Source organism: Mesorhizobium sp. P2_A12, from assembly GCF_056405075.1.
Genome location: NZ_JBFUCU010000004.1, coordinates 29,246 through 55,081, shown reverse-complemented (window position 1 = coordinate 55,081; position 25,836 = coordinate 29,246). Strand labels below are relative to the sequence as shown.

The 25,836-nt window shown below is 64.3% G+C and carries 20 protein-coding genes and 1 tRNA gene; 8 read left to right on the top strand and 13 right to left on the bottom strand.

Annotation, left to right across the window (positions count from 1 at the left end; translation table 11 throughout):
* Positions 1-24: 24 nt before the first annotated feature.
* From AC1DZU_RS10465 to AC1DZU_RS10455, 3 genes are read right to left on the bottom strand one after another with little or no spacing between them, the layout of a single operon-like run.
* Entirely contained in the window at positions 25-1,626 is a 1,602-nt protein-coding gene (locus tag AC1DZU_RS10465; protein WP_477284314.1) for an ATP-binding protein, read from the bottom strand.
* On the bottom strand, positions 1,617-2,309 hold the full coding sequence (locus AC1DZU_RS10460; protein WP_477284312.1) for a response regulator: 693 nt from the start codon (positions 2,307-2,309) through the stop codon (positions 1,617-1,619). The genes AC1DZU_RS10465 and AC1DZU_RS10460 overlap by 10 nt, the downstream gene beginning before the upstream one ends.
* 3 nt (positions 2,310-2,312) lie before the next feature.
* Positions 2,313-3,860 (bottom strand): DUF4153 domain-containing protein, encoded by a 1,548-nt coding sequence (locus AC1DZU_RS10455; RefSeq protein ID WP_477284310.1) that lies wholly within the window; start codon positions 3,858-3,860, stop codon positions 2,313-2,315.
* A 293-nt stretch (positions 3,861-4,153) separates the two neighbouring features.
* On the opposite strand from AC1DZU_RS10455, the gene AC1DZU_RS10450 reads away from it, so the two are divergent.
* Together AC1DZU_RS10450 and AC1DZU_RS10445 are read left to right on the top strand one after the other, a co-directional pair.
* Positions 4,154-5,044, top strand: coding sequence for an HpcH/HpaI aldolase/citrate lyase family protein (locus AC1DZU_RS10450; protein ID WP_477284308.1), 891 nt, complete (start codon positions 4,154-4,156; stop codon positions 5,042-5,044).
* Positions 5,045-5,093: 49 nt separating this feature from the next.
* The gene (locus AC1DZU_RS10445; RefSeq protein ID WP_095083952.1) at positions 5,094-5,300 is read left to right on the top strand and encodes a DUF1737 domain-containing protein; all 207 of its coding nucleotides are present in this window, start codon (positions 5,094-5,096) and stop codon (positions 5,298-5,300) included.
* Between the two features lie 187 nt (positions 5,301-5,487).
* On the opposite strand, the gene AC1DZU_RS10440 is transcribed toward AC1DZU_RS10445, so the two are convergent.
* Positions 5,488-5,910 (bottom strand): metallopeptidase family protein, encoded by a 423-nt coding sequence (locus tag AC1DZU_RS10440; RefSeq protein ID WP_095084388.1) that lies wholly within the window; start codon positions 5,908-5,910, stop codon positions 5,488-5,490.
* A gap of 184 nt (positions 5,911-6,094) precedes the next feature.
* Here AC1DZU_RS10440 and AC1DZU_RS10435 point away from each other — a divergent pair, with 184 nt between their 5' ends.
* From AC1DZU_RS10435 to AC1DZU_RS10425, 3 genes are read left to right on the top strand one after another with little or no spacing between them, the layout of a single operon-like run.
* The gene (locus tag AC1DZU_RS10435) at positions 6,095-7,114 is read left to right on the top strand and encodes an ImuA family protein (protein WP_477284305.1); all 1,020 of its coding nucleotides are present in this window, start codon (positions 6,095-6,097) and stop codon (positions 7,112-7,114) included.
* Positions 7,056-8,531, top strand: coding sequence for a DUF6504 family protein (locus tag AC1DZU_RS10430; protein WP_477284303.1), 1,476 nt, complete (start codon positions 7,056-7,058; stop codon positions 8,529-8,531). Before AC1DZU_RS10435 ends, AC1DZU_RS10430 begins: the two co-directional genes overlap by 59 nt.
* Complete coding sequence (locus AC1DZU_RS10425) at positions 8,528-11,875, top strand: error-prone DNA polymerase (protein WP_477284301.1); 3,348 nt, start codon at positions 8,528-8,530, stop codon at positions 11,873-11,875. The genes AC1DZU_RS10430 and AC1DZU_RS10425 overlap by 4 nt, the downstream gene beginning before the upstream one ends.
* Before the next feature lie 233 nt (positions 11,876-12,108).
* Here the strand turns inward: AC1DZU_RS10425 and AC1DZU_RS10420 are convergent, their stop codons facing one another.
* The 4 genes from AC1DZU_RS10420 to AC1DZU_RS10405 form a co-directional block, all read right to left on the bottom strand.
* Positions 12,109-12,351: a Trm112 family protein gene (locus AC1DZU_RS10420; protein WP_184872674.1), complete on the bottom strand. Its 243-nt coding sequence runs from the start codon at positions 12,349-12,351 to the stop codon at positions 12,109-12,111.
* Between the two features lie 115 nt (positions 12,352-12,466).
* On the bottom strand, positions 12,467-13,138 hold the full coding sequence (locus tag AC1DZU_RS10415; protein WP_477284298.1) for an LON peptidase substrate-binding domain-containing protein: 672 nt from the start codon (positions 13,136-13,138) through the stop codon (positions 12,467-12,469).
* A 105-nt stretch (positions 13,139-13,243) separates the two neighbouring features.
* Positions 13,244-14,245, bottom strand: coding sequence for a thioredoxin (trxA, locus tag AC1DZU_RS10410; protein ID WP_477284296.1), 1,002 nt, complete (start codon positions 14,243-14,245; stop codon positions 13,244-13,246).
* Positions 14,246-14,322: 77 nt separating this feature from the next.
* The gene (locus AC1DZU_RS10405) at positions 14,323-14,820 is read right to left on the bottom strand and encodes a prolyl-tRNA synthetase associated domain-containing protein (RefSeq protein WP_477284294.1); all 498 of its coding nucleotides are present in this window, start codon (positions 14,818-14,820) and stop codon (positions 14,323-14,325) included.
* A 184-nt stretch (positions 14,821-15,004) separates the two neighbouring features.
* Between AC1DZU_RS10405 and AC1DZU_RS10400 the strand changes: the two genes are divergently transcribed.
* Positions 15,005-15,079, top strand: a tRNA-Gly gene (locus AC1DZU_RS10400).
* A gap of 93 nt (positions 15,080-15,172) precedes the next feature.
* Here the strand turns inward: AC1DZU_RS10400 and AC1DZU_RS10395 are convergent.
* The gene (locus AC1DZU_RS10395; RefSeq protein WP_477284292.1) at positions 15,173-15,853 is read right to left on the bottom strand and encodes a peroxiredoxin-like family protein; all 681 of its coding nucleotides are present in this window, start codon (positions 15,851-15,853) and stop codon (positions 15,173-15,175) included.
* 17 nt (positions 15,854-15,870) lie between these two features.
* Positions 15,871-19,170, bottom strand: a complete 3,300-nt coding sequence (locus AC1DZU_RS10390; protein ID WP_477285408.1) for an adenylate/guanylate cyclase domain-containing protein — start codon at positions 19,168-19,170, stop codon at positions 15,871-15,873.
* 304 nt (positions 19,171-19,474) lie between these two features.
* On the opposite strand from AC1DZU_RS10390, the gene AC1DZU_RS10385 reads away from it, so the two are divergent.
* Positions 19,475-21,244 carry an adenylate/guanylate cyclase domain-containing protein gene (locus AC1DZU_RS10385; protein WP_477284290.1) on the top strand — a complete coding sequence of 590 codons (1,770 nt, stop codon included), beginning with the start codon at positions 19,475-19,477 and terminating at the stop codon, positions 21,242-21,244.
* A 14-nt stretch (positions 21,245-21,258) separates the two neighbouring features.
* On the opposite strand, the gene AC1DZU_RS10380 is transcribed toward AC1DZU_RS10385, so the two are convergent.
* The 3 genes from AC1DZU_RS10380 to AC1DZU_RS10370 form a co-directional block, all read right to left on the bottom strand.
* Complete coding sequence (locus AC1DZU_RS10380) at positions 21,259-22,644, bottom strand: hypothetical protein (RefSeq protein WP_477284288.1); 1,386 nt, start codon at positions 22,642-22,644, stop codon at positions 21,259-21,261.
* A 119-nt stretch (positions 22,645-22,763) separates the two neighbouring features.
* The gene (locus AC1DZU_RS10375; RefSeq protein ID WP_477284286.1) at positions 22,764-23,288 is read right to left on the bottom strand and encodes a GNAT family N-acetyltransferase; all 525 of its coding nucleotides are present in this window, start codon (positions 23,286-23,288) and stop codon (positions 22,764-22,766) included.
* A gap of 74 nt (positions 23,289-23,362) precedes the next feature.
* Complete coding sequence (locus tag AC1DZU_RS10370) at positions 23,363-24,187, bottom strand: hypothetical protein (RefSeq protein WP_477284284.1); 825 nt, start codon at positions 24,185-24,187, stop codon at positions 23,363-23,365.
* A gap of 189 nt (positions 24,188-24,376) precedes the next feature.
* Here AC1DZU_RS10370 and AC1DZU_RS10365 point away from each other — a divergent pair, with 189 nt between their 5' ends.
* Positions 24,377-25,792, top strand: coding sequence for a DUF5939 domain-containing protein (locus tag AC1DZU_RS10365; protein WP_477284282.1), 1,416 nt, complete (start codon positions 24,377-24,379; stop codon positions 25,790-25,792).
* The last annotated feature ends 44 nt before the right edge of the window (positions 25,793-25,836 follow it).

The window sequence follows — 25,836 nt, the reverse complement described above, 5'->3', positions numbered from 1 at the left end:
CCGATTCGAGCCGCTGACCGGGAGTCACGCGAGCGGCAGAATGATCTCGAAGCGCGTGCCGCGTTCGGAGTCAACCAGCCTGATCGTGCCATCATGCGCTTTCAGGAGGGCCAGAACGATGCCGAGGCCCATGCCGGTGCCGCCGGAATCGCGCCGCGTGGTGAAGAATGGTTCGAAGATGCGCGCCCGGTTGCTCGGCGAAATACCGGCGCCGTCGTCGCTGACCAGGATGGTCGCCTTGCCGCCGGTGCTCCCCGCCGTGACCAAAACCTGCGTCGCGCCATGATTGGCCGAATTGTCGATGAGATTGGCAAGCACGATTGCCGCGTTCTCGGCCGATATGCGCAAGCCGATCTCGCTGCCGGCCTCGAGGCGAACCGCCAGCCTGTTGTCGACGGGCAGCAGTGCCAGCGCTGCGCCGATCGAGGTGCTTTCGCCGCTCGGCGCCAGGTTCTCGGCCCGCGCCAGGTCGAGCAGGCGGCGTACCAGCAGGTTGAGCCGTCCCGCGTCGGTGACGATGTTGTTGGAGAAGCGCCGCCGCTCGGCCTCGTCCATCGCGGAACCGGAATCGCGCAGCAGCTCGGCCGCGCCCTGGATCGCCGTCAGCGGCGATTTGAGCTCATGCGAGACATGGGTGGCAAAGGTCTGGATGCTGTCCGATCGCGCCTGCAGTTTTTCGGCCATGTCGAGGAAGGCGGCGGAAAGCTCCGCCATCTCGTAGGTACCATGGTGATCGAGCGGCTTGATGGCCTGGCGATCGCCGGCGGCGATACGCTCTGTGCGGTCGATCAGCGCATAGATCGGCCGGCTGACGGTGCGCAGGAAGACCAGGCCGATCAGCAGCGTGCCGCCGAGGATGGCGATTGCCGCCAGCGTCACCTTGCCGCGCTCGCCATAGAGATGTTTGATGATGTTGTTCGGCGTCCGCGACAGATAGACGACGCCGGCGACCTGGCCCGCGACGGCAACCGGCATGGCGACGAAGACACGCACCTTGGTGCCACGGCTGACCGAATAGAGCGGTGGCGCCGGCTGGTCGGGAATGCGCAGCCTGAGCGCGCTGGCATAGCGGCCGGCAAGGGCCTCGCGCACCTCTTCGACCCCGCCAAGCGATTGCCCGACCTCGCCACGTCCGGCAATGACGACGCCGGTGGGGTCGAGCAGCCGGAAGCCGGCCAGCGTGGTTTTCTGCGTGGCGTCGAGAATGCCGGACAGGCGCGCGCCGATCGCGGCGAAGGCGGGATCGATGGTGGCAGGCATCGCGGCCGGCCGCGTCGGCAGCACGGTGTCGGAAGCGAGATCGAGCTGCGGCTCGATCGGCCTGTACATCGGGTCCGGATTGACGCTGCGGCTCGCATCCGCGTTTGCCCGCGGCATCGGCGCGCCGAGTTTTTCCGGCGGGATGCCGGCATCGCGCACGTCCTGCGCATAGATGGCGGCAATGGCGGCACCTTGCGCGATCAACTCGGCTTCGGTCTGGCGGATCAGCTGGTTCTCGTAGAGCCGGAAGAAGAACAGGCCGACCAGCGGCAAGGCCATCACCAGGATCAGGATGGCAACGACGACCGTGGCAAGGCGCGGCCGCCATTTGCGGCCAATCCACTTGCGTGAGGCCGTCAGCCGCATGGGCCTAGCCGGAAGCCGACGCCATGCACGGTCTCGATGGCATCCAGGCAGCCCGCCGCCGCCAGCTTGGCGCGGATGTTGCGGATATGGCTGTCGACGGTGCGGCCGGCGACATGGATGTTGGCGGCATAGGCGTTTGCCATCACCGCGTCGCGGTCGAGCACATGCGTCGGCCGCGCCAAAAATCCTTTCAGGATCGAGAACTCGATCCCGGTCAGGGCGAGCGGCCTGCCGTCGAAACTGGCGGCATGGCTGGCCGGCGCCAAAGCGAGCTTGCCATGCGCGAACTGCCTGTCGTCGGCGGGTTCGGGCGGCACAGGGCGGGCGCGCCGCAGGATGACGTTGACGCGGGCGACCAGCTCTCGCGGGCTGAACGGTTTGGTCACATAGTCGTCGCCGCCCATTTCGAGCCCGAGGATGCGGTCGATCTCCTCGTCGCGCGCGGACAGGAACAGCACCGGCACGTCGGATGTGTGCCGCAGCCGCCGGCAGACCTCCAGCCCGTCCATCTCCGGCATGCCGATGTCGAGCACGACGAGATCCGGCGCCCGTCGTCCGATCTCCTGCAAGGCGGCGGCGCCGTCGGCCACCCCAAGCGTTTTCATGCCGGCCTTTTCCAGCGCGAAGCAGATCACCTCGCGGATATGCGGGTCATCGTCGGCGACGAGGATGTGATGCGGCATCGGTCAGCGGCCCGGCAAGGAAGGTTGCGAAGGCTGAGGAAGCACGAGCGACCCCTTGCTGTCGAGATAGCGAAGCAGGCGCCAGTCGCGAAAGCTCCAGGCCCGCCAGTTTTGCTGGACGGTGCGGTACCAGTCTTCGTCGCTGCCGCGCCGCCCTGCCAGTTCGCGCAAGACCGAATTGTTGGCGGCTCGACTCTGATGATCGAGGAAGCGATCCAGCGCCGGAAACGCGCCCGGACCGAGCGAGCGCAGATACCAGGCATCGAGGGAAATGCCCTGGCCGGTCATTTCGAGGGAGTGGTCGACATTGTAGTTGGCGATCAGCGCGGCAAAGTTGATCAAACAGCCGGCATACAGCGTCAGGGATAACGTCAGAAGATTGGCGGAGAATAGCCATTCATTGGATTTTCCGAGCGCGATGCGGGCGATGATCAGCGCAAGACCTGATGCCACCAGCCCCATCCAGACGAAAGCCGCGATGCGCCAGTAGGTCAGCGCGTAGATGCCGACATAGAGATCGAGCCGCAGGATCGACGAGATGACCAGCATGATGTTCTGCGCCACCCAGGCATAGACCAGCCGGCGGATGAGCGGATCCCCCGATGTTTCGCTTCCCGGCCTGAGCGCCGCCAGCACAAAGCCGGCGGCAAGGAGTGCCGTGACGATCAGGGGATAGGCGCCGCGATGCGCATAGGCAGCGTAGCTCAAGCCGTCGGGAAGGGCGACCCCACCCCACAGATAGGTGGCGTCGAGCCCAGTCTGCAGCGCGAACAGCACGTTGAAGACGATCAAGGCGCGCAGTATGGCTGCCTTGCCGAACACGATGTCCTCGACGACGTGCCTTTGCGGATTGGTCGCCGGTTGAGCACCGGCAAGGGGATTGTTTGGCCGGGAGCCGCGCTGCCGAAAGCGCGGCAGGCGGGGCCGCAGGAAGGCCCAGACGCCAGCGAGCACGAACAGCCAGAAGGCAATCCGCGCCAGCTGGATCAGATCGAGCAGTTTTAGAAGATCGATCAGCGACAGCCAGTATTCAATGACGGGATTGGCGGCGCCGAACAGCGCCAGGAACACGGCGCCCAGTGTCAGCGGCATCACCCAGACGGCAACGGCCGCCAGCCGCACTCGGCGCCGGCCGAACCGGCGCGCCACCCTGCGCCAGCGGATGAAATCGCTGATGAAGCGGAACGGCGCCGCCAGCCCGAACAACGCGATCTGGCCGGCAATGCGAGCGATGCGATGGCGCAGCCGCCCGCTGAGCGAGAGCGCGAAGACGACCAGGGCCGCAAGCGCGATCGATACCGACAGCGCGCTGACATTTTCGGCGAGCGGCAGCAGCGCGACAAGCAGCGCGGTGGGCTTGATCCACAGCCTGCCGTCGCTGAAGGCGGCGGGATGCACGGCAACCACCCCGGCGGCAATCAGGATCGCGAACAGGAAAACCGTGATGCCGGCTGGCTGGCCGTAAAACAGAAAATCCGCCAGCGCGACAAGCAGTACGGCAACGCCGAGGCGCGCGCAATAGGTCGGTGCCGCGGAGAAGAATGCTGTCATGACCTGGCCCTCCTGATGGCTTCCAGCCGGACGATCGGCGGGCGCTTGCGGGCAAAAGGGATGAGGATCGCCACGGGATTCGCGCGCGGCGGATCGGCCAGCCACCAGCCTTCGCTGCGCAACCGGTAAGGAAGGGACCAACGGGATTTTGGTCGGTTTTGCATGCCGCCTGTCTCGCAGGCCGGCAGGGAGACGGCGGGGCGGATCCGAGGAGGTTTTCCGCAAGCGTGTGCAGTTTTCGTGCAGGCTGGAGACGGCTTGCCTCGACCATCCACAGACGGCATAGATCAGCCATGGAAACCTATCGCCCACGCCGCTCGGTGCTCTACATCCCGGCCTCCAACGACAAGGCATTGGCCAAGTTCGCGCAGCTTGCCTGCGATGTCGTCATCATCGACCTCGAAGATGGCGTCGCCCCGGCCGACAAGATCGCCGTGCGTGAAAAGCTGGCCGGCATCTTCGCCAACCGCCCAGCTGCCAACCACGTTGGCCGCCGCTGCGAGATGGTGGTGCGCATCAATGCACTGGCCAGCGAATGGGGCGCCGACGACCTGCTGGCTGTCGCAAGCTGCGAGCCCGACGGCATCCTGTTGCCCAAGGTCGACACGCCGCGCGACTTGCTCGAGGCCGGCGACGTGCTCGACGACAATTTTGCTCCCGACAGCGTGAAACTGTGGGCGATGATCGAGACGCCCAAGGCGCTGCTCAACATCGGCGCCATTGCCGAACTTGGCCGCGATCCGGCTTCGCGCTTGGCTTGTTTCGTTGCCGGAACGAACGATCTGCTCAGCAAATCCGGCGTGCTGGCGACGCCTGACCGGCGCTATCTTGTGCCGTGGCTGATGCAGATGGTGCTGGCCGCGCGCGCCGGCGGCCTCGACATGCTGGACGGCGTCTCCAACGATTTCCGCGACCTCGACGCCTTCGCCCGTGAATGCACGGAAGCGGCGGCCATGGGGTTCGACGGCAAGAGCCTCATCCATCCGGCCCAGATCGAAGTGGCGAACCTGACCTTTGCGCCGTCCGCTGAAGCCGTGGCCGAGGCACGCCTGGTGAAGGATGCCTTTGCGCTTCCGGAAAATGCCGGCAAGGGCGTGATTGCGCTGAATGGAAAAATGGTCGAGAGGCTGCACCTGGCGCAAGCTGAAAAACTGCTGGCGAAGGCGGCGGCCATCGGCGCATGATATCGCCTGATGCTCGCGGGCTAAGGGCACTCACGACAGGAATTGACGGATGAAACTCTACCGCTTTCTCACTGGCCCTGACGATGCCAGCTTCTGCCACAAGGTGACTGCGGCGCTGAACAAGGGCTGGCACCTGTTCGGCTCGCCGACCTATGCCTTCGACAAGAAGGCCAAGACGATGCGCTGCGGCCAGGCCGTGGTGAAGGATATCGACGGTCAGGAATATGGGCCGGATACCAAGCTGAGCGATTGGTAGGCTTAAAGCTCCGACGCAGGGTGTGTTGAGATTCAGGTCAGGCCGAGCCGGAGTCGAGGACGGGCGCGAAGCGACCAAACAAGGTGGGTTCCGAGAACCGGAGCGGAGCGTACATTTGGGTACGTGAGCACCGGAAGCGCAGGTATCAGCCATTTGCAGACCGGCATCACCTGAATATCAGCACACCCTACTCAGCCGCCTCTTCGATCTTTTCCATATCATCGTCCGACAGGCCGAAATGGTGGCCGATCTCGTGGATCAGCACGTGGGTTACGATGTCGCCCAGCGTTTCCTCGTTTTCGGCCCAGTAGTCGAGGATGGCGCGGCGGTAGAGTGTGATGCGGTTCGGGCCTTCGCCGGTCTGCGGGTTCCAGCGCTCGGCGATGCCGCGCCCCTCGAACAGGCCGAGCAGGTCGAAGGGCGTTTCCAGCGACAAATCGTCCATGATCTCGTCGGTCGGGAACTCGGCGATCTGGATGACGATCTCGCCGGTCAGCTTGCGAAAATCCTCCGGCAGATGGGCGTAAGCCTCCAGCGCCAGGAACTCCATTTCCTCCATCGACGGCGAAAGCTCGTCGTGCCAGCTGCGGGTCTTGTAGATGCGGGCCATGCTGTGTCCTTTGATCCCGGCATATAGGCTTTCGCGCTGCAATCGGCAAATGGCGCGGGCGGCCACGCCTCTGCCAAGCCCCACGACAGGAATAAATTCCCCATGACTCCGCTTGACTCTTGGGGGTCCCTCTGGAATCTATAAGGAACATAACAGGAACAATTGTGAGTGAAAGCTGACCGTCATGGCGATGACCGCCGTGGCGCGGGAGACTGTTTTTGCCCTGCGCCGCCAGATCGCGAAGATCGAGGGAACGCTGCCCGAGCGCCTGCAGGCGCCGGCCGCGGCGACCCCTGATGCTCGCGTCGACGCCGGTCCCAGCATCGATGTGACGATTGTCCGCCGAGGCGTTGCCGCGGCTTTGCCGGATGCGTTCCTGCCCACCGGTGTCGAACGCCTCGATGCTGCCCTGAGCGGCGGCTTGCCGAAAGCCGCCTTGAGCGAAATCCATGGCATTGAAACCCGAGATGCCGGAGCCGTCGCCGGCTTCGCTCTGTCGCTCACAAGCCTGATCCTCAAGCAGACGCAAGGGCTGCCGGTGCTGTGGATCGGCACATCGGAGATTTTTCGCGAGGCCGGCTTTCCCTATGCCAGGGGGCTTCATGCCTCGTTCGGCATCGAACCCGAGCAATTGCTGTTTTCCGAGGCGCCAAAACTTGTCGATGCGCTGTGGGTCGCCGAGGAGGCCGCCCGGATGACGGCGCTCGCCGCCGTCATCCTCGAGATCCGCGGCAATCCGCAGCGGCTCGACCTGACCGCGACGCGCCGGCTGCATGCCCGGGCGCAGAGTGCCGGCCGCCCGGTGTTCCTGCTGCGGCAGGCCGCCGAGCCCGAACCGACGGCCGCACCCGTTCGTCTTATCGTCGCGTCGGCGCCGGCGGTGCCGCGCGACACCATCGCCGGGCGGCTCGCCGGCTCGATCGGCCGCCCGGCCTTCACCATCACCATCGGCAAGAGCCGCACGGCTCTGCCAGGACAATTCACACTGGAGTGGAACCCCGATGAACGCGCATTCGATGAAAGATGGGGCGAGGAAAGAGCAAAGAATCCTGTCGCTGTGGTTTCCCTATCTCGCGGTCGAAAGGATCCTGCGGCAGCGTCTGGGGCGGTCCTGGCGTTCCCGCCCATCGGATCACCTGCCGCTGGTGATCAGCCATCGCAAGGGCAACGCGCAGCGTATCTCGGCCCTCGACGAGCGTGCTGAGGCGCTGCACCTGAAGCGCGACATGGGCATCGCCGATGCGCGCGCCATGCATCCGTCGATCGACATCGTCGAGGCCGACCCGCAGGCCGACCGCCGCCTGCTCGAAGGCCTTGCCGACTGGTGCGACCGCTACACCCCGCTGGTGGCGCTGGACGCAACGGACGGCCTGTTTCTCGACGTCACCGGCTGCACCCATCTTTTCGGCGGCGAACGCGCCATGCTGGACGACATCCTGTCGCGCTTCTTCCATCAGGGGTTCGATGTCCGCGCCGGGCTTGCCGCGACGCCGGGGGCGGCCTGGGCAGCGGCACGCTTTGCCAGTGACCGCATCGTCGCTGGCGGCGAGGAGGAAGCCTTGCTCGCACCCTTGCCGCTGGCAGCCCTGCGTATCGAGCCCGCCACCCGCACCAGCCTGGAAAGCGTCGGCCTGCGCACGGCGGGCGCCGTCATGGCGGCACCGCGCGCGCCGCTTGCCCGCCGCTTCGGCGCCTCGCTGCTTTTGCGCCTCGACCAGGCGCTTGGCCGTCTCGACGAAGCGGTGTCGCCGCGCCTTCCCGTCGCACCGCTTTCGGTCGCACGTCATCTCAGCGAGCCCGTCACCCTGACCGAGGATATCGAACGGCTGGTGGGCATGCTGGCGGCGGCATTGAAGATCGACCTTGAGCGCCGTGGCGAGGGCGCCAGGATGCTGGCGCTGCTTTTGTTTCGCGTCGACGGCGTCGTCAGCCGCATCGCCATCGGCACCTCGCGGCCGATGCGCGAACCCCCTCTGATCCAGAAATTGTTCCATGAAAGGCTGGCCGCGCTCGAACAGGATATCGATGCCGGCTATGGCTTCGATCTCGTCCGGCTCTCGGTGCTGTCGGCCGCCGCTTTCGACATGCAGCAGGCCGACCTTGCCGGCGACGCGACCGATGACGGCGCCGATATCGCGCTGTTCGCCGACCGCATCCGCGCCCGGCTCGGCGAGGGCGCGGTCCTGCAACCGGTCACTGTGGAAAGCCATCTGCCGGAGCGCGCCGTCGCCACGATCCCCTTCACCGAGGCCCCGCGCCGGACCACGCCGCCGAAGGAGCCGGGCCGGATCCAGGCGCCGATGACCATCTTCCCGCCGGAACGGCCGATCCGGCTGTTCCGCTCGCCCGAGCCCATCGAGGTGCCGGCCACCGAAATGCCGGAGGGCCCGCCGCTGAACTTCCGCTGGCGGCGTGCGCTCTACAGGGTGACGCGTGCCGAGGGACCGGAACGCATCGCGGCGGAATGGTGGCGCGAGCCCGCGAGCGACGAGGCGGCATCGACACGCGACTATTTCCGCATCGAGGATGCCGACGGCCGCCGCTACTGGCTCTACCGGCAAGGCCTTTATGGCGGCTCGCAGGTGCCGCCGCGCTGGTTCCTGCATGGGGTCTTCGCATGAATGCGCTGACCGTCATTCCCTATGCCGAGTTCGGCATCCAGTCGAATTTCTCCTTCCTGCGCGGTGCCTCCAAGCCGGAGGAACTGGTGGTCGCCGCCAAGCTTTTCGGCTTTTCCGCGATCGGACTTGCCGACCGCAACACGGTGGCCGGCGTGGTGCGCGCTTGGCAGCAGGCCAAGGTCGAGACGCTCTCCTACCATCCCGGCTGCCGGCTGGTTTTCGGTGACGGCACGCCTGACATTCTCGCCTATCCGCAGGACCGCAAGGGCTGGGGGCATCTCTGCCGCATGCTGACGCAAGCCAATCTGCGCGACGAGAACGAGAAGGGCGCCACTCTTCTCCAGCGCAGCGACTTGCTTGAATGGGGGGACCTGATGTCGCTGGCGGTCCTGCCCGATCTGACGGCAGGCGTTGAAGACAGTCTCGCCTTGCTTCGCCAGCTCAAGGATCGTTTCGGAAGAAATCTCCGTCTGGCCGTTGCGCCGGACTATGCGGGCAATGACCGTTTCCGGATCGAGCAGGCAGCGGCGTTTGCCGAGAATGCCAGCATCCCGCTGATGGCGACCAACGACGTTCTCTATCACACGACTGAGCGGCGCCCGCTGCAGGATGTGCTGACCGCGATCCGCCTCAACACGCCCGTCGCCGAGGTCGGGCTGCAGCTGGCCGCCAATGCCGAGCGCCATCTGAAGCCGCCGATGGAGATGGCGCGCCTGTTCCGCAGGCATCCGCAGGCGCTGGCCGAGACCTTGCGCTTTGCGCAGGAGCTGACCTTCTCGCTCAGCGACCTCCAGTACAACTACCCCGACGAGCCGACGGAGTCCGGCCTCGGGCCGCAGGCCGAGCTGGAGCGGCTGGCGCGGGAGGGGGCGGCCAACCGTTATCCGGCGGGGGTGCCTGCTTCCGTGACCAAGCGCATAGAGGAAGAGCTCGCTCTGATCGAGCGCCTCAACTACGCCCGATATTTCCTGACGGTCTACGACATCGTCAAGTTCGCGCGCGGCCAGGACATCCTCTGCCAGGGGCGGGGTTCGGCCGCCAATTCGATCGTCTGCTTCTGCATCGGCATCACCGAAGTCGGGCCGGACAGGATCGACACGCTGTTCGAACGCTTCATTTCCGAGGAGAGGAACGAGCCGCCGGATATCGACGTCGACTTCGAGCATGAGCGACGCGAAGAGGTGATGCAGTACATCTATACGAAATACAGCGCCAAGCGCACCGCACTGGCCGCCGCAGTCATCAGCTATCGCGGGCGCTCGGCCTTGCGCGAAGTGGCGAAGGCAATGGGCCTCTCCGAGGATGTCAGAAGCGCATTGTCGAGCACGATCTGGGGCTGGTCTACCTCGGAACTTGGCGAGAAGGAAGCTCACGCTGGCGGCATCAACCGCGCCGACCCGCTGGCAAGACTGGTGATTGAGCGCTCCAACGAGATCATGGGCTTTCCCCGTCATTTGTCGCAGCATGTCGGCGGCTTCGTCATCACCAGGGACCGGCTGGACGAGATCGTCCCCATCGTCAAGACGGCGATGGACGAGCGCAAGATGGTCGAATGGGACAAGGACGATCTCGACGCGGTGAAGATCCTGAAAGTGGATGTGCTGGCGCTCGGCATGCTGACCTGCCTGCAGCGTGCCTTCGCCCTGCTTAAGGATCACTATCCAAACGCGCGAGATAAATATGGCCAACCCTATGTGCTGGCCACCCTGCCGCCGGAGGATAAGCAGGTCTACGACATGATCTGCCGCGCCGACACGCTCGGCGTTTTCCAGATCGAATCCCGCGCCCAGATGTCGATGCTGCCGCGTCTCAAGCCAAGGGATTTCTATGACCTTGTCATCGAGGTGGCGATCGTCCGGCCGGGCCCGATTCAGGGCGACATGGTTCACCCTTACCTGCGCCGACGGCAAGGCAAGGAAAAGGCCGAGTATCAAAAGCCGGAGCTGGAGGCGATCCTCAGCAAGACACTTGGTGTGCCCCTGTTTCAGGAACAGGCCATGAAGATCGCCATCGTCGCGGGCGGTTTCAAGCCGGGGGAGGCCGACGAACTGCGCCGCGCCATGGCCACCTTCAAGCGCACCGGCACCATCGGCAATTACCGCCAGCGCATGATCGACGGCATGATTGGCAAGGGCTACACGAAGGACTTCGCCGAGCGCTGCTTCAAGCAGATCGAGGGTTTTGGTGAATATGGCTTTCCCGAAAGCCACGCCGCTTCCTTCGCCCTGCTCGTCTATGCCTCCTGCTGGTTCAAGACCTTCTATCCCGACGTGTTCTGCGCCGCGATCCTGAATTCGCAGCCGATGGGGTTTTACCAGCCGGCCCAGCTCGTCCGCGACGCGCGCGACCATGGCGTCGACATCCGCGACGTCGACGTCAATTTCTCCGTCTGGGACTGCACGCTGGAGAAAGCATCTTTCGATCCGGATCGCATCCTCCCACGCCATGCCGAAATGCGTGGTGTCATCGAGACAAATCATGTGCTGCGGCTCGGCTTCCGCCAGATCAAGGGCCTGTCGGAGGAGCGCATGGAGGCTTTCGTCGAGCGGCGCGGTTCAGGCTACGAGTCGGTCCGGGATGTCTGGCTGCGCTCCGGCCTCAATGTCGACGAGATCGAAAAGCTGGCGCAGGCCGACGCCTTCCGTTCGCTTGGCCTCGATCGTCGTGAAGCCTTGTGGGCGGTGCGCGCGCTCGACGGCAAGAGTGCCGCCGAAAAACTGCCGCTGTTCGACCAGCCGGCGATCCGCCTGCGCGAGCTGGAGCCCGAGACGAAGCTGCCGAAAATGCCGCTCGGCGAGCATGTCATCCACGACTACCGCTCGCTCGGCCTGTCATTGAAGGCGCATCCGGTCGCCTTCCTGCGCGAGCGGCTCGACCGGGCCGGCGTCACGCCCAATGCCGGATTGCCATCCGTGCGCGATGGCAGGCGTGTCTCGGTCGCCGGCCTCGTGCTGGTGCGGCAGCGCCCTGGCAAGGGCAACGCGATCTTCCTGACGCTGGAGGACGACAAGGCCGTCGCCAACATCATCATCTGGCAGAGAACCTTCGACCGCTACCGGCCCGTCATCATGGGCGCCAGGTTCGTCCGCGTCACCGGCAAATTGCAATCGGAATCGGATGTCATCCATATCGTCGCAGAGAAGATCGAGGATCTGACACCCTGGCTGACCGTGCTTCTGGAGAAGGTCGGTCCGGCCAGCCTGCCGGGCGCCGGCCCTGCGGAACACCCCGTCAGCGGTACGGATCGCGGCCCCGCGCCACGCAACGCGGCGATCCGACCGGACCTCGCAACGCTGTCGGAAGAGGCGGAAAGTGTCATGCCCAAGGGACGCAATTTTCAGTAGGGCAGAGCCGGGCGAACGCGGAGCGGAGCGCCGGCGATCCTTCGCGCCCCCCTCTGTCCTGCCGGACATCTCCCCCTCAAGGGGGAGATTGAACGCTCAGCCGATTTCGCCAATCACCATCGCCGCAAAGCGAGTGGAGCGCTTAAGCTGCCGATCTCTCCCCTTGAGGGGGAGATGCCCGGCAGGGCAGAGGGGGGCGTTGTCCCGCCAGCCGCTGCCAATCTCGCAACCTATCAAGACGGCCCACTCAAGCGTGGCGGCGACAACACATCCTCCACGGAGAGCGTCCGCGCTTCCGAAGGCAGCATGATCGGGATGCCGTCGCGCACCGGATAGGCGAGCTTGGCGACCCGGGAGATCAGTTCGCCACGCTCCGGATCCCAGGTCAGGGGCCCCTTGGTCAGCGGGCAAGCCAGCAGCTCCAGCAGCTTGGGGTCGACATTGACCTTCTTCCCGTCACGCCCATCCGCCGCCATCGTGTCCTCTTCTCAAGTGTCGGGTTCGTGTCGGACCCAAGGTCTGTCGAGAGCAAGGTCGGGCCGCCAGCGCAGGAAATTTGCTGTTTGCAGGCCGGCTAGATATCGACGCATCTCATTGCAGGCTCGAACCAAAATCCTCATTCTCGCGCGCCAGCGCCATTTCGGTGATGGCGATCAGCGTTTCGGCCCGTGTCTTCAGATCCGCCGCCTCGAGCAGCGCCTGTTTCTCGGCCGGCCCGTAGGGCGCCATCATCGACAGCGCGTTGACCAGCATGGCGTTTTCGGCCCGGCAGACGCTCTCCCAGTCGGCTTCGAGGTCATTGGCCTGCAGATAGGCGCGAAACGCCTTGAGCAGCGATGGCCGGTCGATCTCGTTCGCCGCCTGGTCCTCGTCGAGATCGGCCAGGAAGGGCGCCAGCTTGCACTGGCGAAACGGCGTCTTGACCGTCAACTCGTGGGCGATGCGGAACCGGCAAACGCCCTGCAGCGAAATCAGATAGCGGCCGTCGCCGGTTTCAGAAAAGGCGATGATGCGCCCGGCGCAACCGACATTGCAGAGCTCCGGCTCGCCGTCGTCGCGCAAGGCGCCGTCGAGGCTGGGCTGGATGATGCCGATGAGCCGCGAGCCGGCGATGGCCTCGTCCACCATCTGCAGGTAGCGCGGCTCGAAGACGTTGAGCGGCATGCGGCCTCCCGGCAGCAAAAGCGCACCCTCGAGCGGAAAGATCGGGATCGTCGACGGCAAATTCTTGGCGAGCCGATAATGCGCGTTTCCCGCTTGCACCTCATTCCTCCGATCGCTTCCCACCGAAGCGCAGTCCTCGACTGGTAATCTGGTGCGATGGCCGCCGGCCGCAAGCCTGCGCGACCAAAACAATCGGTAACCGGCTCAAGAAAACAGCAGCGACGACAATTTGCGGCGCGCCGCGAGCGTCGCCTCGTCGGTCATGCCCCAGGCCTCGAACAGTTGCAGCAATTGCGTCTTGGCGCCGTCCTCGTTCCAGGCGCGGTCGGCCTTGATGATGGCCAGCAGATTGTCGGCCGCCGCCGTGCGATCGCCATTGGCGTTCTGGATCATGGCCAGATCGAAACGCGCCTGATGATCGCCGGGGTTCTCGGCCAGGCGCCGTTCGAACTCGGCCGGGTTGCCAAGCGCTGCCGCTTGCGCCGCCAGCGCCATCTTGGCGCGCAGGGCGGCCAGCGGTGGCGCATCCTTCTTGGCCTCGGGCGCCGTTGCCAGCAACGCCTCGGCGCCCTCGATGTCACCAGCCTCGAACAACAGGTCGCCCAGCCCGCCAATCGCCTCGACCGTCTCCGGCGCCTGCGCCAGGATGGCGTCGTAGATGTCGGCCGCGGTCTGCATGTCGCCGGCCTCACGCGCCTCGGCTGCGGCGGCCAGGGCCTCGGCCACCGGCGGCGCACCATTGCCCTTGCCGCCGACCTTGGTGATGAATTCGGCGATCTGGCTCTCCGGGATCGCGCCCATGAAGCCGTCGACCGGCTGGCCGTCCTTGAAGGCGATGACCGCGGGGATCGACTGGATGCCGAGCTGGCCGGCGATCGAGGGATGGTCGTCGATGTTCATCTTGACCAGCTTGACCCTGCCGCCGGCGGCCTTGACGGCCTTCTCCAGTTGCGGCGTCAGCTGCTTGCACGGCCCGCACCAGGGTGCCCAGAAATCGACCAGAACCGGTTGACGGCGCGATTCCTGGATGACGTCGGCGGCAAAGGCGGCGGTCGTCGTGTCCTTGATGACATCGGTGGCCCCTGGGGCGGCGGCCGGCGGCGCATCGCCAAGCGCGGCCTTCGCGCGCGGAGCCTCGGTTCCACCATATTGCACGGTGGTGGAGTATTGGCCACCATGGCTGCCAAACGGATTGTTGTCGCTCATCTCTTTACCCTTCCGTGGCGCGGCCGCCGGCGGCCAGGCGCTTTCAGACAATCTGACTTAGGCCATCCATGTGGCGATCACGCGGAGACTTTCAAGATAGCAGCATCGTGGCCGGTTGCCTCGACGAATCTGATCAGGTCAGCCGCTGCGACCGACGTCGTCGCCTCATTGGTCAGCGGATGCGCGTTGATCACCGCATGGTCCATCAGCGCCTTGTCGAGAACGACCTTGACCCGGCCCGCGACGTCGTTGATCAGGCCGAAGACCGTGACCGCGCCCGGCGTCACGCCGAGCAGCTCCATCAGCATCTCCGGCTTGCCGAAGGACACGCGGCTGGCAGCGCCGATCAGCTGGTGGATCTGCTTCAGGTCGACGACCCCGTCCTCGCCGACGCTGACCAGGAAGAAATTGTCCTTCTTGTCCTTCAGGAACAGGTTTTTGGTGTGGCCACCGGCGATTTCGCCGCGCAGCGCCTGCGAATCGGCAACCGTGAACAGCGGCGGATGGCGCCGCGTCGAGGCTGCGATCCCGAGTTCGGCAAGAAATTCCATCAGCTCAGCTTCGGTCTTCGGCATCGGTTTTGTCTTCGTCCCGTTTCCTGCCAAGCCGTTTACGGCCAATGGGGCAGCCGACACAAGACCGTCATGCGACATCGCGGCGAGCGCGCCCGCCGCATAGCAAAATGCCTGACATTTCCCTGTTGCAATCGCCGCGCTCTTCAGCCATATAGGCCCGGCTTGCGGCCAAGACGCCGTGTGAGCGGGTGTAGCTCAGGGGTAGAGCACAACCTTGCCAAGGTTGGGGTCGAGCGTTCGAATCGCTTCACCCGCTCCAGTTTCCTTCCGGGGAATCAAGCGATTAAGAGGCGCCCTTCGGGGCGCCTTTTGCTTAAATGGATTTGCGAACCAGCACTGTGGCGGCGCAAGTCTATTGGGCGACTTGGGACACGGCAGACATCAGCTCCTGCGGGCTTGGCGCCCCAAACATGTATCGCCCACCCTCTGGAACCTCCGTGAAGCTCCAGCGGACGATCCCCTGCCGGTCCAGCAGGAACTGACCGACCAGTTGTCCGTGTCCCGTTGCCAACATCTGCTCGTCGGCTTCAGTCAGCTCGTAATGGTCCTTCTTGTCGAGGATTTCGGCGGCCGCAATAGGATCCATAGGACCGGGCAACTCGCCTGGTATGTCGACCCGCATATTCATTGCCGCTGCCATCGAGACCTTGTACGGCCAGTTCGTCTCGTTTTGGGTGAATTCGAGATTGGGCAGTCCAAAAGCACGATGTGAAGCGCGTTCAGGGTCGGAGGCCGCAAGCAGATTCGGCATCGGGTGGTAGCGGAAATAGAGACGCGCCCGTTCGATCGGCGTGTTGACCACCGTCAGGCTCTCCACGCCCCTTTCGCGCAGCTCCGGATCAAGCTGCGCCTGCGCGGCGATATGGCGCCTGCAAAACGCACAATGCAGACCTCGAAACAGGCCGACCAGCACCGGTTTTTGCCCACGAAAGTCATCAAGCGCGATCTTGCCTTCCTGGGTAATGGCGTCGAGTACCAAGTTCGGCGCGCGGTCACCCGGTTGGAGCGGTACCAAGTCACTAGGCGCAGACATTTCAACCTCCCACCCGGCTAGTCGAGAAAAGGCAGCACCACAAGCGCTTCCGGGTCGAGCCCGTGCTGGGCGCATATATCCTGCGCCAGGGAAAAGTAGCGTTCGGCCTCGGCCAGATTGTCGAGGTCGAGATTAAGCGTTGCAAGACCATCATAACACGGAAACAGCAGTTGGGGTTCGCCCGTTTCGCGGGCTACGTCCAGTGCTTCGTGGAACAAGCCGACCGCCAGCTCCGGACGGCCGTTGCACTGGTGGATTTGCCCAAGCACGATCAACGGCACCGGCAGGTGCTCGCGCTGGTCGAGCGCCCGGTCGATCTCGATGGCCTTCTCGGCAGCCGGCACGCCCTCCGTTGGACAGCGATCCGTGAAAGTACAACAAGCGACCGCCAGATTGGCGAGGAGGCGCGCCTGGAAACCCAAATCACCAATATGGCGCGCCACTTCAAGACCGCGCCGACAGACCTCCATCGCCTTTGCCGGATCGATGGTGGTGTAAAGCACGCCGAGATTGGTGTAGCCGCGGCAGGCCGCGCCCAGCAGACCGGCGGCTTCGGCCAGTTCAATGCTACGCTCGACCTGACCCACGGCTTCACGGTTTCGCCCAAGGCGAGCCAACGCGACCGCCTTGGTATTGAGGGCCTCGGCGGTCACAAGAGTGGCATCACGCCCGGCCTCGGAGGCATGCTCCGTTGTCAAAGTGCCTACGCAATCCAGCGCCGCGTCCGCCCATTTTGCCGCGAGAGCGTGATCGCCGCTACGGAACGCCTGTCGGCCACGCTCTTGCCACAGATGCGCCTGCTCGATCGGGGCATCCGCTCCATCGAGGAGCGCTGCCGCTTCGGCATAGCGGGATTCTGCATTGTCGCGCTTGCCGACGTCCCAGAGCAGCCGACCGATCTTACGCAAAACGCGCGCCGAAGCGACACGATCGGCTGACTCGCGGTATGCCTGCAACACCGTCTCGTAGTGGTGGTGCGCGATCTCGCGGCGGCCTGCCGGGCCGCTCAAATCGGCAATGCGCTCTGCAATCGCCAGTTTGAGCGGTATTTGCCCGATCGCGCCCAACGCAGTCAGTGCCCGCTCGTAGAAACGAAGGGCGTCGTCGTTGGCGTAGATCATGCGAGCGCGATCGCCCGCCGCTTGCAGGTAGTGCGCGCCCTTCTCCCGCTCGGCGCTCTGTGCGAAATGATGACCGAGCACGGTCAAATCCTCAAGCCGTTCCGGTCTGGCGCCGCACAGTTGCTCCAAGGCGGCGCCGACCCGACCGTGGATGTCGGTCCGACGCTGCAGGAGCAGATTCTGGTAGATCACGTCCTGCAGCAATGTTTGCGTAAAGCGGTAGCTTTGCGACGAAACCGAGCCTGATCCGGCAACTTCCTCGATGATTTCCGCATCGCAAAGCAGTTCGCAACCGGCTTCCAGCCGGCCGGGGTCGGCTGTCACGGTTTTCAGAAGTGTGGCATCGAAGCGCGGGCCGATCACCGCGGCTTCCTGGGCCAACCGACGCACGTCCTGGGGCAGCCGGTCGACGCGAGCAAGCAACATTGCCTGGATGGTGGCGGGAATGCCAGTTGCGGCTTCGCCTGCCACAGTCCGCCATCGCTGGCCCTCGCGCACCAGGACACCGCGATCGATAAGGCCGCGAACGATCTCCTCTATAAAAAGGGGGTTGCCGCCCGCGCGCTCGAGGATCTGGTCAACAAGCGTTCCTGCGGAGTTTACCCAGCTCTCGCCGAAAAGCGCCGCCAACAGGCTGCGTCCGTCATCATGGCTGAGCGGCGAAAGCCTGAGCGCTGTGTGACTGACCCGACTTGAGTCGAGCTGGCCGCTGTCCGGCCCCGGACGATGTGTGACCAGCAACATCAGCCGCGTGCGTTCCAACCTGTCCATCACGAAACGCAGTGCCTCGAGCGACACAGCGTCGGCCCAGTGCAGGTCTTCGACGACGATCAACAGCGGCGACAACGCAAGCCGCCGTTCGATGATCGTGCGGACTGCGTAGAGAATTTGCCGCCGCAACTGCTCGGGCTCGACATGCTGCAAGGTGGCATCGGGGTCGCCAAGGCCAAGCACATGGTAGAGCAAGGGCATCAGCCGCTTCGCCTCCTCGCCCTGCAGGCCGAGATCGGTCAGCAAGCCAGCGAGCTTGCCCCGCATTTCGTCCCCAGTGTCGTTCTGCATCATCCCGGCAGCGCTGCGCACCACTGCGCCCAAGGCGCCAAATGATCGTTCGCCCAGCGGTGAGCACGTGGCTTGCCGCACGGCGACGTTGCGAAAACGATCCTCGTCGCCGACGCGGGCGACGAACTCCTTTACCAGCCGCGATTTTCCGATACCGGCTTCGCCAACGAGGCGGACAAGTTGGGCCGAGCCGCCGCACGCCTGGTCAAGGCTCGCCAGCATTCTATGCAGCTCCGCATCACGCCCTATCATCGGTGCGCTGAGGCCGAGCGCCTCGAGCCCACGCGCCGCACGCGGCGCCGCAAGCGGTGCATCCAGGCGATGGACGAGCACACTGCCAGCCTTGCCGCGAAGCACGACATCACCCAGCGGCTCGTAAGAGAAGGCATGCCGGGTCAGCCTGTGAGTGAGCTCGCCCACCAGCACCTCACCCGGTGCTGCCAGCGATTGCAGGCGTTGCGCCGTATTCACGGTATCGCCGGTCACCGAATAGGATTTGGCGGTGCCGATGCCCAATCCGCCAGTGACGACCGGCCCGGTGTTTATGCCGATGTGGAGCAACAGGGGCGAGCCGGAGTGGGGGGCGCTTTCGCCGAGCCGCGCCGTCCGGGCGATCATGTCGAGAGCGGCGCGAAGCGCACGCTCCGGATCGTCCTCATGCGCGACTGGCGCACCGAACAGAGCCAGCAGTGCATCGCCGATGAATTTGTCGACGAAACCGCCAAAGTTTCGCACGGCCGCCGTCAATTCCTTGAACAGTTCGTTCTGCAGCGCTTGCATCACCTCGGGGTCGAGCTGCTCGCTGAGTGTCGTGAAGCCGCAAAGGTCGGCGAACAGCACCGTCACCGTCCGGCGATCGGCGTCAGAGACGGGATGCGGCCCATCTTCGCTCTCGATGTTCGCAAGCAGCGACGGCGTTCGAGAAGGCGGCACGATGGTCCGGCTCGGTGTCGGAGTAGGCCGTTCGACGGCTTTTGCGGCCGCACCGACGCTTGCCCCGCATTTCGGACAGAACTCGAAATCAGGTGCGCAGGGGTAGCCGCAACTGGCGCATGGCACGGGCTGGCGCTTGCCACACCTCGGACAGAAAGCGTATCCGCTCTCAACCTCGAAACCGCAGCCCGAGCAGTCCATCGACAAGACCTCACCAATGCATGTCGCCCAAAAGTGAACCCGGTTTTGGGGCAACGACATGCATAAAAACAAAGACCTAAAGCGGCCGCGGCGGCGTGATTCCCCACGCACGTCACGGCCAGGGTACTCACAAGGATGAACCGTTAGGCGTCGACCAGCAAGCGGCAGCGCAAATCGGCATCGGGCGATCCGTGTGGATCCCGGGCGGAGCGCTGCCGATTCGGGCGGCTGCATAGCCGTCGTTTGCGAAAGTTCCCTCTTACCCTCCGTCTTCCTGCTATTGTGGGGACGAGGAGACGGACCGATGAGCGAGAATCGCAAGCTGGCCGCAATCCTGGCTGCAGATGTCGTCGGATACAGCCGGCTCGCGAGCGCGGACGAAGATCGTACCTTGGCGAGGTTGCGGGCCCTGCGCAGCGACCTGATCGATCCGATCATTGCCGTGCATAACGGGCGGGTGATCAAGCGCACCGGGGATGGGGCGCTGGTCGAGTTCCGCAGCGTGGTGGATGCCGTGCGCTGCGCCGTTGAGGTTCAGAATGGCATGGTCGAGCGCAATGCCGGCGTGCCGCAGGACCGCCGCATCGAGTTCAGGATCGGCATCCACCTAGGGGATGTGGTCGAGGAAAGCGACGGCGACCTGATGGGCGACGGCGTCAACATCGCTTCGCGTTTGGAGGGCGTCGCGGCGCCCGGCGCCATCTGCCTGTCCGAGGATGCCTATCGCCAGGTCAAGGCGAGGCTCGATCTCTCGGTCAGCGATCTGGGCAGCACGCAGCTCAAGAACATCGCCGAGCCGATCCGGGTCTATTCGCTGCAAGTCGGCAGCGCCGGGACCAGGGCGGCCGCTACCTCGGAAACCGAGAACCGACCGGCGACGGCAGCGCCGCCGAAGCTGTCGATTGCCGTCCTGCCATTCGCCAATATGAGCGGTGACGCCGAACAGGACTACTTCGCCGACGGCATCTCCGAGGACATCATCACGGCGCTGTCCAAACTGTCGCAGCTCTTCGTCATCGCGCGCAATTCGTCGTTCACCTTCAAGGGCCAGAACGTCCAGGTGCAGGAGGTGGGCACGAAGCTCGGCGTGCGGCATGTGCTTGAAGGCAGCGTACGCAAGTCGGGGAACAGGGTGCGCATCACCGCGCAGCTCATCGATGCAACCTCGGGCGGCCATCTTTGGGCGGAGCGGTTCGATCGCGAGCTGACCGACATATTCGCCGTGCAGGACGACGTAACCCAGCAGATCGTCGGTGCGCTGGCGCTCAATCTGACTGAGGGTGACCGTCAGCGGCTGGCGCCCGAGCACCCGCGCAACGCGGAGGCGTATGATTGTTTCCTGCGGGGCCGGGAGCTGTGGCACCGGCTGACGAAGGAGACCAACGTCGCAGCCCGCGATGTCTTGCAACGTGCCATCGACCTGGACCCGAAGTTTGCCTCTGCCCACGCTTTCCTCGCCCTCACGCACGGACTCGATTACCTGAACAGGTGGAGTGCCTCGCCGCCGGAATCGATGGCGCAAGCGGAAGAGATCGCAACGCAAGCGGTAACGCTGGATGACAGTGATCCCTGGGCGCACTGGGCGCTGGCCATAGCCAAGCTGTACACACGACGGCACGATGGAGCCATCGACGAGGCCGAGCACGCGATCGCCCTCAATCCGAACTTCGCCGAGGGGCACGTCATCCTCGGCGAGGCGCTGTACTTTTCGGGCAGACCCGAGGAGGCCCTCGAGAGTTTCGCCCGGGGGAAGACCTTGAATCCGTACTTTCCCGATGTGCTTCTGCACTTCCAGGCTTTGGCCGCGTTTCAACTGGGAAGGTACGAAGAGGCCGTCGACCTCTTGCTGCAACGGCTGGCTCGCAACGCCGTCACCGATGTCTCGCGCGCTCTTTTGGCCGCCTGCTACGGCCATCTCGGCCGTTTCGCCGAGGCCCGCGCGGCATGGCAGGAGGTGCTTCGCCTCAATCCCGATTATTCGCTGGAATACCGTCGCAAGGTCTTGCCCTACAAGAATCCTGCCGATTTCGAACTCGTGGTGGATGGGCTCCGCAAGGCCGGTGTTGTGCAGTGACAGGTGAGGCGATGTCAGGTCGCCTTGATCCCTGCCTGGCCGATCTTGCGCCATCGGGCGTTTTCGCGAACCAGTTTCAGGTCGTCGGTCGTCTCGGCAAAGGTCCGCAATCGGTATTGCCGGAGGAGGTCCGGGAAAAGCGCCCCTTCCGGCAGGCCGGCAAGCTGCTCGCGGACTGAGATCTTTTCATCGATGACCCGCATGCCCCAGGCATTTTCCCGAACCTGCAGCTCTACGGCCAGATCGCGCTCCTCCGGCGCGTTTTCGTCTAGCGCTGCCAGCAGGATCGAGTGGAAAAGCGCTACATAGCCGATCTGCCTCAGGCCGCCCACCACCCGCACGCGCGGCAAGATGGCAAGGACGAGGAACATCAGGAACAGGTTCGGCAGCAGCACGCCGTCCAGCAGCGCCTGCCTGAGATGCGGCCGCTCGAACGGGATGGAGAGACCATGCGGCCTGTCAGGCTCGATCAACTGCCCGTTCTCGAGCACGAGCTTGCGCACGCGTTCCTCGCGGATGCCCCAGAAATAGGCCGTGCTATTGGGCAGGAATCTGCCAAATGGGCCCGATGCCGCCTCTTGCAAGGCACGTTCGAGACGCTGGCGCCTTGCCGGCTCGATGAGCAGCCTGGAAAGAAGGCTGCCGTCGTGTTCCAGATGCCGCGCCATGGCGGCCGCGGCGAGCCGATCATCGATGAAGACCGGCCGGGCCATGCCGGAACGATCCCAATCGGCGACCAGATCCTCGTTGAGAGCCGTCAGCGCATCGGCGGCGGTCCCAAACACCTTGTCGTGGCCGGCAAGCAGCGTGCCCAGCCAGCGGCTGGCATCCGTTTCATCGCCCACCGCTTCGAGTGCCCGCTTGTTGAGGGAGACGGGACCGGCCACGCAGGCGCTCTTGCGGCACAGTTTGTGGCGCCCCATGCCAAACAAATTGACCTTGTCGTCGCCGACATCGAGCCATCCCGGCCCCTCCCGGCCGTTCGTCTCCATGGTCATCGTCGTTCCCATGAAGCCGACGAAGGCCGACAGCCCGTTTTCGACCGCGCCGAGCCAGGCAAGCAGGAGGGCATCGAAGGTGATCCGGTCCATCAGCAGCAGGCAGTGCAGGCCGGACTGGATCACCGGTCTGCGCTCGAACTCTTCGAGGGCCTTGCCGATCTCTTCAGGCTGCATGATCGCACCAAGGCGCTGATGCAGGACGTCGCGCAGGATCGACCGGGCAGCGACCGCCGGGGCCGATGCAGGCGTCGCCACCGGCCGCCACAGATGGCGGGCGTAATCGGAAACCGGGGCATTCCAGCTCTGCTCGATATCACGCACGACTTCCGGGCAGAGCAGCGACAGCACAGCTAGAATTTCCGCCGGAGGCGCAGCGGTTGGGTCAGAAATGGCGGTCATTGGTCCCGTCTAGCCGCTCGCGGTGCAAACGCCAAGGGAGACCAGACTTGCTGGACCCGGCCGGCCCACACCTAGATCGTCAACTCGATCAAAACAGGTAAGTCTCCAAACAGCGGATCTCAAAACCGCAGTCGGGCCATGCTCAGCAGGTCGTGGTACTGCCCGTCGGTAAAACCCGCCTTCACATGCCGACCTTCGACCTCGAAGCCATGGCTTGTGTACAGACGGACGGCCGGTTCGTTGTCGGCATAGACGGTCAACTCGACCCGCTTCAGGGCGCGCCAGTTGTCGGCCACGTCAAGCAGGGCGCCAAGTATGGCAGAGCCGATGCCCTTGCCGACAAAGCCATCGTCAAGGCCGATATTGATCTCGCCGATATGCGACCGGCGCGGCGACCCCTGCACGACCAGGCTGCCATGGCCGACGACCTTGCCGTCCAGCTCCGCGACGATCCAGGTGGTTTCCTGGCCGGCCTTGGCGATGCGCCGCTCGACCTGCTCCACCATCTCGAAGGGCATCCTGAGCGTGCCCCAGCGAAAGCCCGGCATGTTGAAGATAGCGCAAAGCGCCTCCGCGTCGCTTGGCCGGATGGCGCGGAGCTGCGGCTGGATTTTCTCGGAGGATGGCGAGGTCGTGCTGGTCATGGCGTTCCCGGCGAAGGCAATCGGCCCGGCACGATGCACCGGACGTCCCCTGAAAATCCAGCTATCTCTGCAAGCTATGCTGCCGATTGCGCGCTGAAATAGCGGGAGGCGGCAGAGAGTTTGAAGACGCCGCTGATGCCGATCCAGCCGAAAAGGGCAAGCCAGCACAATGTCTTGGGCGCCGTCCAGTCGATCCGATGCACCGCAGCGTCGGTGATGACGAGGCCAAGGATGGCAAGCAGGCCAACCAGAAACTGCGCCAGGCCAAGCACCAGCAGTTCCTCGCGCGGCGCGCTTTTCCAGACCAGATATACGCCGCCAGCGCCGGCGAGGAAGATGGCGCTGTAGACCTGGGCGTGGAAGGGATCGACCGGCCATGGCCAGGTGCTGCTGACCATCAGGGGAAACAGCAACATGCCGACGCCATAGAGCCCAAGGATCGCCGTTTCCGCCAACATGTAGCCGCGCCATGCGGGGTTTAGGGTCACGCCTCTTGCTGAAGGACGGGCCCTGGCCTGCCACAGGAACAGCCCGGATACCGCGGCCGAGGCAAGATAGACCAGGAACCAGAGCCAGGCCGCTTTGCGCTCGAAATTGAAATAGCCGAGATTGATCAACGAAACCGCCGACACGATGATGGTGAAGATGAAGGCCATGACGAGCACCAGCCTGCCGGGCGACCAGCGATTCCAGAACAAGAGCGCCCCCATCACCGCCATTTCGGCGGTGTAGAAGCCGCCGAGGAAGCGGGCACTGAATGGCGTGACGGGCCAGGGCCAGCGCGGCTTGACCAGTGCCGGCGCGAAAAACAGGCCGGCGCCCACGATCAGGACGATGATAACCCCTGCGGAGAAAAGGCGCAGGGCCGCCGGAAATGGCGGGTTGTCGGATGTCGGCATGGGAGAGAGCCCCAAGGATGAATTCCCCATGGACCATCATAGCGTCGGTTACCGCGAATGGAAATTGGACTGTCACCAGGCTTGTCTATTCGAATGGCCGTGCGGTCCGTTTCGCAGTAAAATAGCGACTCGGACCAAAGACCGGTCCGGTCAACACGCCTCGGGGGCGCATATTCCGGAGCCTGCACGATGAACGAAGCTCAGGACCTGTTCTCGCTTCTGCGGCAATCGACCGATGTCGATCCGCAGGCAATCGACGCGATCAAGCGAACCATCGCGGAGGGCGAGGACCGCGAGCTTTGCCGCATCAATGCGCCAGCCTTCGCCAGCAAGCATGGCCTCGACGAGGAACGCACCATAGGCGCCTTTCTCCACGCGGCGCGGGTGGGTATCTTCGACATTTCCTGGAATGTTCTGTGCCCCGGCTGTGGCGGCGTGCTCGACACCAACGCCACGCTGAAAACCCTGCAGAAGGACGAATACACCTGCGCGCTGTGCGCCGAGGGCTATTCGCCGACCCTTGACGAGATGGTTGAGGTGACATTCACCGTCAGTCCCCGCGTGCGCAGGATTGCCGCCCACAATCCACACGAACTGCCGTTGGTGGAATATTTCCGCCAGATCTACTGGGGGTCCGGCGTCGATCTGCCGGAAGAGGATTTCGCCAAAAAGATAGAGGCGTTCTCGCTGGAGGATATCGAGCTTGCGCCCGGTGAAAAGGCGTTTCTGCTCACACAGCTTCCGTCCGAATTCATCATCGTCTTCGAGCCGGTCACCCATTCAGCGCAGTTCATCGACGTGAAGGGCGAACCAACAAAGGAACGCCGAAGCCTGTCCTTGGTCTTCGACCGCGACCATGTCCAAAGCCAGACGCTGGAGATGCAACCGGGCCCGATGCGCATTTCGCTGGAAAACAGGACTGACACCCGCGTGCTGCCAACGGTCTTCATCGCCGGACCGGCATTGCATGATTTGCTGGGCAAACGCCGGCCCTTCCTGACGGCCAAGCGCCTGCTCACCAACCAGACGTTCCGCAATCTCTATCGCGCGGACACGCTCGACATCGACCAGCGCCTGAAGATCACCAGCCTGACCTTCCTGTTCACCGACTTGCGCGGATCGACCGCGCTTTACGAGCGGGTGGGCGACCTCTCAGCCTTCGATCTCGTGCGCGAGCATTTCCAGGTTCTGCACGAGATCGTCGCGGCGGAGGCAGGTGCGGTGGTGAAGACGATCGGTGATGCGGTGATGGCGACCTTCGCGACGCCTGATCGTGCGGTTGCCGCGGCCCTCAGGATGCGCGATGCGATGCGTGCACTCAACGACAAGAGCGGGCGCGAGGATCTTCTGCTCAAGATCGGGGTCCATGCCGGCCCCTGCATCGCCGTGTCCATGAACGAGCGCCAGGACTATTTCGGCCAGACGGTCAACATTGCTTCGCGGGTCCAGAACCTTGCCACCGCACAGGCGATCTTCGCCACTCGTGCGGTGGTCGATGACAATCTCACCGCCGATCTGTTGCACAGGAAAGCGCTGACGCCCGTGCCCCACGAGGTCTCGCTGCGCGGCATTGAGCGCGAAATAGCAGTCTATACGATCCCCTGAATACTTGGAGCAATTCCAGGAAAAGTGTGAAACGGTTTTCCCGG

Coding starts and splice junctions, on each gene's coding strand:
- AC1DZU_RS10465 (WP_477284314.1), bottom strand. CDS start 1,626: ATGCGGCTGACGGCCTCACGCAAGTGGATTGGCCGCAAATGGCGGCCG.
- AC1DZU_RS10460 (WP_477284312.1), bottom strand. CDS start 2,309: ATGCCGCATCACATCCTCGTCGCCGACGATGACCCGCATATCCGCGAG.
- AC1DZU_RS10455 (WP_477284310.1), bottom strand. CDS start 3,860: ATGACAGCATTCTTCTCCGCGGCACCGACCTATTGCGCGCGCCTCGGC.
- AC1DZU_RS10450 (WP_477284308.1), top strand. CDS start 4,154: ATGGAAACCTATCGCCCACGCCGCTCGGTGCTCTACATCCCGGCCTCC.
- AC1DZU_RS10445 (WP_095083952.1), top strand. CDS start 5,094: ATGAAACTCTACCGCTTTCTCACTGGCCCTGACGATGCCAGCTTCTGC.
- AC1DZU_RS10440 (WP_095084388.1), bottom strand. CDS start 5,910: ATGGCCCGCATCTACAAGACCCGCAGCTGGCACGACGAGCTTTCGCCG.
- AC1DZU_RS10435 (WP_477284305.1), top strand. CDS start 6,095: ATGGCGATGACCGCCGTGGCGCGGGAGACTGTTTTTGCCCTGCGCCGC.
- AC1DZU_RS10425 (WP_477284301.1), top strand. CDS start 8,528: ATGAATGCGCTGACCGTCATTCCCTATGCCGAGTTCGGCATCCAGTCG.
- AC1DZU_RS10420 (WP_184872674.1), bottom strand. CDS start 12,351: ATGGCGGCGGATGGGCGTGACGGGAAGAAGGTCAATGTCGACCCCAAG.
- trxA (WP_477284296.1), bottom strand. CDS start 14,245: ATGAGCGACAACAATCCGTTTGGCAGCCATGGTGGCCAATACTCCACC.
- AC1DZU_RS10405 (WP_477284294.1), bottom strand. CDS start 14,820: ATGCCGAAGACCGAAGCTGAGCTGATGGAATTTCTTGCCGAACTCGGG.
- AC1DZU_RS10395 (WP_477284292.1), bottom strand. CDS start 15,853: ATGTCTGCGCCTAGTGACTTGGTACCGCTCCAACCGGGTGACCGCGCG.
- AC1DZU_RS10390 (WP_477285408.1), bottom strand. CDS start 19,170: ATGGACTGCTCGGGCTGCGGTTTCGAGGTTGAGAGCGGATACGCTTTC.
- AC1DZU_RS10385 (WP_477284290.1), top strand. CDS start 19,475: ATGAGCGAGAATCGCAAGCTGGCCGCAATCCTGGCTGCAGATGTCGTC.
- AC1DZU_RS10380 (WP_477284288.1), bottom strand. CDS start 22,644: ATGACCGCCATTTCTGACCCAACCGCTGCGCCTCCGGCGGAAATTCTA.
- AC1DZU_RS10375 (WP_477284286.1), bottom strand. CDS start 23,288: ATGACCAGCACGACCTCGCCATCCTCCGAGAAAATCCAGCCGCAGCTC.
- AC1DZU_RS10370 (WP_477284284.1), bottom strand. CDS start 24,187: ATGCCGACATCCGACAACCCGCCATTTCCGGCGGCCCTGCGCCTTTTC.
- AC1DZU_RS10365 (WP_477284282.1), top strand. CDS start 24,377: ATGAACGAAGCTCAGGACCTGTTCTCGCTTCTGCGGCAATCGACCGAT.